The organism is Sulfitobacter sp. PR48 (genome assembly GCF_028807335.1).
GTDB lineage: Bacteria > Pseudomonadota > Alphaproteobacteria > Rhodobacterales > Rhodobacteraceae > Sulfitobacter.
Genome location: NZ_JARAMM010000017.1, coordinates 94,446 through 102,964, shown reverse-complemented (window position 1 = coordinate 102,964; position 8,519 = coordinate 94,446). Strand labels below are relative to the sequence as shown.

The window sequence follows — 8,519 nt, the reverse complement described above, 5'->3', positions numbered from 1 at the left end:
GCCGCCCTTCGGGTTTGACGGATTTTCCCGCAGCCTGCGTCACATCTGCTTGAAATAGAACCACTATTCTTGCGCAGATGTTCCTGGCCTGCGAAAAAATCTGTCAAACTGAGCATATAGAATTAATGGGTCCAGAGCCTAAGCATCTCCCAATCAACAAAGGATGGAGATGGGAATGCTTCTGAACGGAAAGACAATTATCGTCACGGGCGCAAGCAGCGGCATCGGTGCAGCCGCCGCAAGGTTGTTCGCCGGGGAAGGCGCGAAACTGGTGCTTGGTGCGCGCCGCGCCGGATTGCTTGAAGAAATCGCGGAGGAAATCTCTGCCAAGGGTGGCGAAGCGGCCTTTCTGGCGGGGAATGTCGAAGACAGCGTCTATGCCGAGGCGCTGGTGGCACTGGCGCAGGAGCGCTTTGGCGGGCTTGATGGCGCCTTCAACAATGCCGGCATCATCGGAGACATGGGACCGGTACCCGAGATGGCGGAAAGCAACTGGCACAAGGTGGTTGCGGTCAACCTCGACAGCGGGTTCTACGCGGCCAGGCATCAGATACCGGCCCTGCGCAAACGCGGCGGCGGCTCGATTGTCTTCACCTCCTCCTTCGTCGGCCAGGGCATCGGTTTGCCGGGGATGGCGGCCTATGCGGCGGCAAAAGCGGGGCTTGTCGGCATGACGCAGGTCCTCGCGGCGGAGCACGGGCCGGAGAACATCCGGGTGAACGCGCTGCTGCCGGGGGGCACGATGACACCCATGGCCGGGGATGATGCCGGTTTTCACGAGGTCGTGCGCGGCTTTCATGCGCTGAAACGCATGGCTGAGCCCTCCGAGATTGCCGGTGCGGCGCTCTTTTTGCTTTCCGATCACGCGTCTTTCGTGACCGGGAGTGCCCTGTTCGCCGATGGAGGGAACGCCATTAACAAGCTTTAGAAGCGGAGCGGGCACTGGATTTGAAAGGGCCAGTGTCCGCTTTCCGGACGCGCGTGCCTTGGGGTAAACGGCCGTATGGGTCCTGAGCCTACGCCGGCCGAACCCCGCCTGCCAGTTGCGCGCGGATCAGGGTGATGAACCGCGCGTAGCGGTCGGGGGGTTGTGCCTGTTCGGAGACCCACAGATAGAGATCGTGATCGCTTTCGTTCAGCATCTCTTCGTAAAGGGTCAGATCGGCATCATCCATCGCGGCCAGATGCACCCTGGCAAAGGCGGGCAGGATCAGGTCCATTTCCTTGATCCCGCGCCGCATCGACCGCATGTGCAGCCGCTTGATCCGATGTTCGGCAAGTTCAGACATTTGCGGCATCGGTCATGACACGGCGCAGGCGTTTCTCCAGCCGCCCCATGTCTTCGGCCTTGCGCAGCAGGTCCGCGCGCATGCTGCGGATTTCCGACATGATCTCTGTCAGGCCCGCGTTGTCGGCGCTCTCCGCATCGGGCGCACCGACACCTTCGCCTTCGCCGTTGATCAGCCACATCATCGACACGTTCAGCAATCCTGCCAGCATCGACAGCCGGTTCGCACGCGGCTCCGCATGGTCATCTTCCCAGCCCCGCAGGGTGGGCAGGCGCACCCCCAGCCGCTTGGCAAGTTCTCCCTGGCTCATGCCCGCTTGTTCGCGCGCGGCGGCGAGCCTGTCGCCGAAAGTTGCCGCATCAGGTCCGTACCAGTCCGTTACATCGTTCATTCATCATCCCTTTCATCAGAACAAAGGCGTTCTTTCTTGATCGGTTTGTCTCGCCCCCCTAAGAGGGTCGCGCATACATCACATACCGAGGTCCGGAATGGAACTGCTCTCTGCAACGCTTGCCCGCGTCAAACCGTCCCCCACAATTGCCGTCACCACCAAGGCGGCGGAACTCAAGGCAGCGGGGCGAGACGTTATCGGCCTTGGCGCAGGCGAGCCGGACTTCGACACGCCGCAAAACATCAAGGACGCGGCCGTCGCGGCCATCGCCTCTGGAAAGACAAAGTATACCGCGGTTGACGGAATTCCAGAACTCAAGCAGGCGATCTGCGAAAAGTTCAAGCGTGACAACGGGTTGGACTACAAACCATCGCAGGTCAGCGTCGGCACGGGTGGCAAGCAGATCCTCTATAACGCCCTGATGGCGACAATGAACCCCGGCGAGGAAGTCGTGATTCCCGCCCCCTACTGGGTCAGCTACCCCGACATGGTGCTGCTGGCGGGGGGCGAGCCTGTCATCGCCCCCGCAACGCTGGAAGACGATTTCAAGCTGACGCCCGAGGCGCTGGAAGCCGCGATCACGCCAAAAACAAAATGGTTCATCTTCAACTCCCCCTCCAACCCCACCGGTGCGGGCTACAGCCGGGAGGAGCTGAAAGGGCTGACCGACGTGCTGCTGCGCCACCCGCATGTCTGGGTGATGAGCGACGACATGTATGAACATCTGGCCTATGACGGCTTCGAGTTCTGCACCCCGGCGCAGATCGAACCCGCACTTTATGACCGCACGCTGACGGTCAACGGCGTGTCCAAGGCCTATGCCATGACCGGCTGGCGCATCGGCTATGCCGCAGGCCCTGAAAAACTGATCGGCGCGATGCGCAAGATCCAGTCGCAAAGCACCTCCAACCCCTGCACCATCAGCCAATGGGCGGCCATCGAGGCGTTGAACGGCACCCAGGATTATATCGCCCCCAACAACGAGATGTTCGTGCGCCGCCGCAACCTGGTGGTTTCCATGCTGAACGAGATCGAGGGGGTCACCTGCCCGGTGCCCGAGGGGGCATTCTATGTCTATCCCTCCATCGCCGGGCTGATCGGCAAGACCTCTGCCGGGGGGGCCAAGATCGAGAATGACGAAGCCTTTGCCACCGCCCTGCTGGAAGAGACCGGGGTCGCCGTGGTGTTCGGGGCCGCCTTCGGCCTTTCGCCGAACTTCCGGGTCAGCTACGCTACCTCCGATGCCGCGTTGAAAGAGGCCTGCGGCCGCATTCAGGCTTTCTGCGCGGGTTGCGTGTAACGGGGTATCCATGTCGACTGAACTGCCAGAATACTATTTCCGGGTCCGGGAAAACGGCGCTGCAGTGTTTCGGATCGACACCGAAAACCGGCAGCGGCGGATCGAGATGGACCAGATCGCCCTTGCCAATATCCGCAATGGCGAGATCAAGCCCCATGGCGACCGCAGCCTGTCGGAAGCGGATCTCGACACCATCCGCAACTGGATGGAGGAGCGCCGGCAGGTTCTGGCACATCGCGACATCGACGACATCCACCGCGCCGTCGATTATCTGAACCTGACGACGCAATGGGTGCAGTCCAAGGCCACGGATGAGCAGCTGGAAGCGGTCACCGACGCGCTGCTGCTGGCAATGCATGACCTGCGCAGCACGCTGGTGCGCAAGAAGGCGGACCGGCTGCTGAAGGATTAAAGTGTCGTGCGAAAAACCGGCACCACGTAACGCTGCCTGCTCCTAGGTCGTGTTGACATTCATTGTCGCCCACCCGTTTCAGTCCAAAATTGCTCAGTTCCAGGCAAGAGAGCGCAGGAATAGCCAGCTATTTCAAGCTCTCTTTGCGCGCCCCGCCTTGAAATTGAAGCGCCAATACCCTGACGCGCTACGCGCTCTCGGGACATTGGCGAGGTGATTTGCCTTAAAATAAAGGCGGGACGCTGGAACGCAGAAATGGGCAATTTTGGCGAAACCCCTGCGGGGCGCGGCGGATTTTGCCTCTGCCATCCCGGATGTTCGCTTCCAATGATCACATTGCTGCGCTCACATCAGGGCGCCAGCGGCAAAATCCGTCTCGCGCGGGTGGGCGACAATGAATGTCAACACGACCTAGTTTCCCGCACTTGCAGACATGTCATGCAAGACCTGTCATTTTTGACATGTCATGTATGACATGTCGTCCGTTGCGGCATGGCACGCCAAAGCATTTCGCGTGATGTCTTGAAGCGTTATCCGAAAACCTGACCTGCGTAACGCTGCCTGAAACGAGAGCGTTCAGCGCGTCACCTGATGCCTGATGTTTCAGGCATTTCGTCAGGCGCTCTGGTCGTCCCTGCCCGGTTCATCCGGATTGCTGGAGAACAGGGCGATCTTGTTGCCCTGCGGGTCGCGCAGGTAGCCCACGTAAAAACGCGGGCCATAGGCCGCGCGAAAGCCCGGCTGCCCCTCGTCCTGGCCACCGGCGGCAAGGGCGGCAGCGTGCAGCGTGCGCACCTAGGCCTGGTTGCGGGCCTCAAAGGCCACCATGACGCCGTTCCCGGCCGTCGCCGGACGCCCGTCAAAGGTTGGTTTCACGTAGAAATCCGGCAAGGCCGGCTGGCCCGCTGCCACGGGCAGCACATAGCTCAGCCCCTCGGGGCCTTCCGTGAGCCCGTAGCCGAGGGCGGGCAGCAGCGCTGCATAGAAGTGTTTCGCGCGGGCGATGTCATCGGCACCAAGAGTGACATAGGAAATCATGCGGTCTGATCCTTTCCGACGGTCTTTACCGATACGCCCCAGAAGCGGATGTTCAGCAGGATCGCGGCAATCCCCAGGCCGGTCACCAGACCGGACCAGACCCCGATGCCGCCGCCGCCCAGGGTGAACCCCAGCAGATAGGAACAGGGCACGCCCAGCCCCCAGTAGCTGAAGGCGGCGATCCACATCGGCACCCGGGTGTCCTGCACGCCGCGCAGCAGGCCCAGGGTAATCGCCTGCGCCCCGTCGACGAACTGGAACAGTGCCGCCATGGCCAGCAGCCCCACGCCGATGCTCAGGATCTGCGCGCGCGCCGGTTCACCGTCTTGCATGAAGGCCGACAGCAGCGGCTCGGGCCAGCCGATGAAGACCACGGTGGCAAAGACGGAAAAGACCACCGACATCGCGGTGACCGTGATCGCGCCGCGCGACAGGCGTGCCGCGTCGCCCCGGCCATTGGCGTTGCCCGCCCGGATGGTGGCGGCATTGCTGAGGCCGAGGTGCACCATGAAGGTGATCGAGGCCAGCTGGATCGCGATGCCATGGGCGGCCAGCGGCACGGTGCCCAGCCAGCCCATCATCACCGCAGACCCGGCAAAGAGGCCAACCTCGCTCAAGGCCGTCAGGCCGATCGGCCAGCCCAGCCGGAACACCCGCCCCAGCATCTGCGCATCCGCCCGCCAGAGGCGCACGAAGATGCGGTGCTGCGGCACCACGGTCAGGATGTAGACCACCACGCAGATCAGCGAAACCACATGGGTGCTGACAGAGGCGATGGCCGCCCCCACCACACCCAGTTCCGGCGCGCCCCAGTTGCCGAAGATCAGCGCGTAATTGGCCAGCGCGTTGATCCCCGCCGAGATCAGCGTGATCCAGAACACGATCTGGGTGCGTTCCAGCGCCGCCAGATAGCTTTTGAGTGTCATCACCAGCAGGGCGGGCAGGATGCCAAACCCCATGACCCGCAGATAGCGGCCCGCGTCGCGGGCCAGCTCATCGCTTTGCCCGATCATCCGCAGGATCGGCTCTGCCCAGAGCATCAGGGGCAGCGACAGCAGCCCGAAGCCAAGCGACAGCCAGAGCCCCATGCGGGTGGCGCGGCGGATGCCGGTGTCGTCCTCTTTGGCGTCAAAGGCCGCGACCATGGGCATCACCGCCCAGGCAAAGCCGGAACCGAATATGAACAGCACGAAAAAGAAGGTGGAGGCCAGCGTCACCGCCGCCAGTTCCTCGATCCCGTACCAGCCCATCATGACCGTATCGGTCACGCCGATCGCCACCTGCGCCAGGTGTCCGCCGATCAGCGGCAGCCCCAGTGTCAGGATTGCCCGCATATGGCCGCCGTATGTCAGAACCGGTGTCATATCCCAGCCATACGCCGGGTTATGGCGAAGGTGAAGAGGTGAAACGCCCGCCTCAGACCCGGCCCAGATGGGTCGCCTTGAAGCCGGTGCCGTACTTCAGGCCGTAGCCCATCGCGCGGTCCAATCCGATGTGCGCGCCCCAGATCAGCGCGAGCGACAGGGCAAGGTCACTGCCGGACCAGAGCCCTGCCCCGGCCAGTGCCAACGGCGTCAGGTAGCTGTGCCCGATGTTGTAGACCAGCGCCCCGGTCAGCCTGTCGCGCAGGTATCCCAGCATGAAGAGGTCGGGGGCCAGGATCAGCAGCGCGAAGAGCCCCCAGCCGCCGCCCAGCCGGGCATAGATCAGGATGCAAACCCCGGCCAGTGCCAGCCCTTCCAGCCGAAGGGTGACGGCCAGCGGCGCCGGGGCGGTTGAACGGGGGGTCGAGGGCTTTGTCATGGGATCGCCTTTTGTTGGGATGACCTTGGTCTGGCGCAAGTACGCCTTGAAAGAAATTGACCAAAAAGGAATAGTCACCTATCAAAAAATGATGAGCAGACCTTCGCTTGACCTGATCCCGGCCTTTCATGCGGTGATGACCCACGGCAGCCTTTCGGCTGCGGCGCGGGTTTTGCGGCTGGCCCAGCCCACGGTGCGCCGACAGATCGAGGCGCTGGAGGCGGAGCTTGGCACCCAGTTGTTCACCCGTGCGGCAAACGGGCTGACCCCGACGGGGATGGCGCAGACGCTGATGCCGCTGGCCGCCGCCGTCATTGCCGAGGCCGCCGCATTGGGCCGCGTGGCCAGCGCCGGGGCGCAGGCGCTGGAGGGTGTGGTCAGGATCACCACCAGCCGGGTGGTGGCGGGGCATGTGCTGCCCATGCTGATCCGGCAGATGCAGGCGGAGGCTGCGGGCTTGCGTTTCGAGGTGGCGGCGACCGACCGGGCGGAGGATCTGACCCGGCGCGCGGCGGACATCGCCATCCGCTTTACCCCGCCGCGCCAGCAGGCGCTGGTGGCCAGCCGTCTGCCCGATTGCGAGGTCGCCCTGTTCGCGGCCCCGGATTTTGCCCCGCCTGATCCGGATCGGCCCTGGCAGGAGCAGCCCTTTGTCGCGGACGACCGCGAAGACCTGATCCTGCCCGCGCTGACGGCCGCTGGCCTGCCCGCCCCTTCCAATGTGGTGCTGCGCTGTGACGATCCGCTGGCGCAGATCGCCGCCATCCAGGGTGGTGTGGGGCTGGGCTTCTGTCAGGTGAAGCTGGCCGCGCGTCTGGGGCTGCGCCGGGTTGCGCCCGGGGTCATGCATCCGATGCCGGTCTGGCTGGTGGTGCATGAGGATCAGGCGCGGATCGCGCGGATCGCATTTGTCTTTGACAGGCTCAAAAGCGCGCTGCGTCACCTTTTGTGACCCATTGCCTTGATGGACCCCAGGGGTCAGACTTTGCCCCGGAGGAAGCGCCGGTTTGACCGGAGCGGGCCGGTGGCCCCCGGCGCGGGCCCGTCGGGGTGCGGAGAATCGCGACGGGCCGGACAGCAAAAGGATACGAGACATGACCGAGCCGCGCACCGAAACCGTGACGCTGAATGGCAGGCCTTGCTTTCTGCGCCATTGGGGCAATGAACGCCTGCCCAAACTCCTGCTGTTGCACGGATTTCCCGAATTCGGCGGGGCCTGGGCCGATCTGGCCCCGCTGCTGGCCCACAGGTTTCACTGCATCGCGCCGGACCAGCGCGGCTATGGTCAGAGCTGGGCACCGGAAGCGGTATCCGACTATGCGACCCCGAAACTGGTGAGCGATATGGCGGCCCTGATCGGCGATGCGCCCATCGCCGTGCTGGGACATGACTGGGGCGCGGCGGTGGCCTATGGCCTGGCGATTTCGCGGCCCGATCTGGTGTCGCGGCTGATCATCATGAACGGGGTGCATCCGGTTCCCTTTCAGCGCGCCCTGGCGGCGGGCGGGGCGCAGGCCGAGGCTTCGCAATATATCCACTATCTTCGGGCGGAAGGTTCCGAGCAAAAGCTGGCGCGGGATGGATTTGCCAAATTGCTGGCGATGTTCTCGGCCAACATGGACACTGGCTGGCTCAGCGGTGCGACGCGCGACGCCTATGTTGCGGCCTGGTCCGGCCCGGGGCGGCTGCGCGGCATGGTGAACTGGTATCGCGCCTCACCGCTGGTGGTGCCGAAGCCCGGGGGCAGCATCAAGATGCCCGATCTGCCGCTGGAGAAATTGAAGGTCCGTTGCCCGCATCTGCTGATCTGGGGCACCGACGACCGCGCCCTCCTGCCCGAGGCGACCGCAGGTCTGGAGGAATTCGCCGCCGATCTGACACGGGTCGAGATCCCTGGCACCGACCATTGGCTGCATCACCAGAAGCCGCAGGAGGTGGCGCGGGCGATTCTGGACTGGTTCCCCGACCGGTAAGGTCACACCCTGCGGCAGATGAGGCGCAGTTAAGCCAAAAAGAAAGGAGCTTGGGGCGTTCAGCCGCAAGACCGGTGGTCGGGAATACCTGACTTGCCCGGATGCGCGGATTTGCGCAGGTTGACGGCATTTGAAAGAAGGGGAATTTTACCATGCTGCTTCGCATCGTGCCATTGCTTGCCGTCGCCATCATCCTGATCGCCCTGGTCTTTTCGGCCTTCTGGCGGCCCTATGACCGGAACGGGCTGAATGCGCCCGCGCATCAATATTCCGGATTGTTCTGAACCGGGGACAAGGGGCGCAGGCCCGGTGC

At 63.6% G+C, this 8,519-nt stretch carries 10 protein-coding genes and 1 pseudogene; 6 read left to right on the top strand and 5 right to left on the bottom strand.

The window, feature by feature from the left end; translation table 11 throughout:
• The first annotated feature begins 175 nt into the window (after window positions 1-175).
• Window positions 176-928: an SDR family oxidoreductase gene (locus tag PVW51_RS19710; protein WP_274576992.1), complete on the top strand. Its 753-nt coding sequence runs from the start codon at window positions 176-178 to the stop codon at window positions 926-928.
• A gap of 88 nt (window positions 929-1,016) precedes the next feature.
• On the opposite strand, the gene PVW51_RS19705 is transcribed toward PVW51_RS19710, so the two are convergent.
• Both PVW51_RS19705 and PVW51_RS19700 read right to left on the bottom strand, forming a co-directional pair.
• Window positions 1,017-1,289 carry an FAD assembly factor SdhE gene (locus PVW51_RS19705; RefSeq protein WP_269364842.1) on the bottom strand — a complete coding sequence of 91 codons (273 nt, stop codon included), beginning with the start codon at window positions 1,287-1,289 and terminating at the stop codon, window positions 1,017-1,019.
• Window positions 1,282-1,680: a helix-turn-helix domain-containing protein gene (locus PVW51_RS19700; RefSeq protein ID WP_274576989.1), complete on the bottom strand. Its 399-nt coding sequence runs from the start codon at window positions 1,678-1,680 to the stop codon at window positions 1,282-1,284. The genes PVW51_RS19705 and PVW51_RS19700 overlap by 8 nt, the downstream gene beginning before the upstream one ends.
• A gap of 97 nt (window positions 1,681-1,777) precedes the next feature.
• Here PVW51_RS19700 and PVW51_RS19695 point away from each other — a divergent pair, with 97 nt between their 5' ends.
• Together PVW51_RS19695 and PVW51_RS19690 are read left to right on the top strand one after the other, a co-directional pair.
• Complete coding sequence (locus PVW51_RS19695) at window positions 1,778-2,980, top strand: pyridoxal phosphate-dependent aminotransferase (RefSeq protein ID WP_274576988.1); 1,203 nt, start codon at window positions 1,778-1,780, stop codon at window positions 2,978-2,980.
• Window positions 2,981-2,990: 10 nt separating this feature from the next.
• Window positions 2,991-3,392 (top strand): hypothetical protein, encoded by a 402-nt coding sequence (locus PVW51_RS19690; protein WP_269364835.1) that lies wholly within the window; start codon window positions 2,991-2,993, stop codon window positions 3,390-3,392.
• Window positions 3,393-4,007: 615 nt separating this feature from the next.
• Here the strand turns inward: PVW51_RS19690 and PVW51_RS19685 are convergent.
• The 3 genes and pseudogenes from PVW51_RS19685 to PVW51_RS19675 form a co-directional block, all read right to left on the bottom strand.
• Window positions 4,008-4,430: pseudogene (locus PVW51_RS19685) on the bottom strand (VOC family protein).
• Window positions 4,427-5,794 carry an MATE family efflux transporter gene (locus PVW51_RS19680; RefSeq protein ID WP_269364831.1) on the bottom strand — a complete coding sequence of 456 codons (1,368 nt, stop codon included), beginning with the start codon at window positions 5,792-5,794 and terminating at the stop codon, window positions 4,427-4,429. Before PVW51_RS19680 ends, PVW51_RS19685 begins: the two are co-directional and overlap by 4 nt.
• 52 nt (window positions 5,795-5,846) lie before the next feature.
• Window positions 5,847-6,233, bottom strand: a complete 387-nt coding sequence (locus tag PVW51_RS19675) for a DUF4260 domain-containing protein (protein WP_274576987.1) — start codon at window positions 6,231-6,233, stop codon at window positions 5,847-5,849.
• A 91-nt stretch (window positions 6,234-6,324) separates the two neighbouring features.
• Here PVW51_RS19675 and PVW51_RS19670 point away from each other — a divergent pair, with 91 nt between their 5' ends.
• The 3 genes from PVW51_RS19670 to PVW51_RS19660 all read left to right on the top strand — a co-directional run bounded on the left by PVW51_RS19670 (window position 6,325) and on the right by PVW51_RS19660 (window position 8,490).
• Window positions 6,325-7,185, top strand: a complete 861-nt coding sequence (locus tag PVW51_RS19670; RefSeq protein ID WP_274576986.1) for a LysR family transcriptional regulator — start codon at window positions 6,325-6,327, stop codon at window positions 7,183-7,185.
• A gap of 142 nt (window positions 7,186-7,327) precedes the next feature.
• Window positions 7,328-8,206, top strand: coding sequence for an alpha/beta fold hydrolase (locus PVW51_RS19665; protein ID WP_274576985.1), 879 nt, complete (start codon window positions 7,328-7,330; stop codon window positions 8,204-8,206).
• 152 nt (window positions 8,207-8,358) lie between these two features.
• On the top strand, window positions 8,359-8,490 hold the full coding sequence (locus PVW51_RS19660; RefSeq protein ID WP_269364823.1) for a hypothetical protein: 132 nt from the start codon (window positions 8,359-8,361) through the stop codon (window positions 8,488-8,490).
• Window positions 8,491-8,519 lie beyond the last annotated feature (29 nt).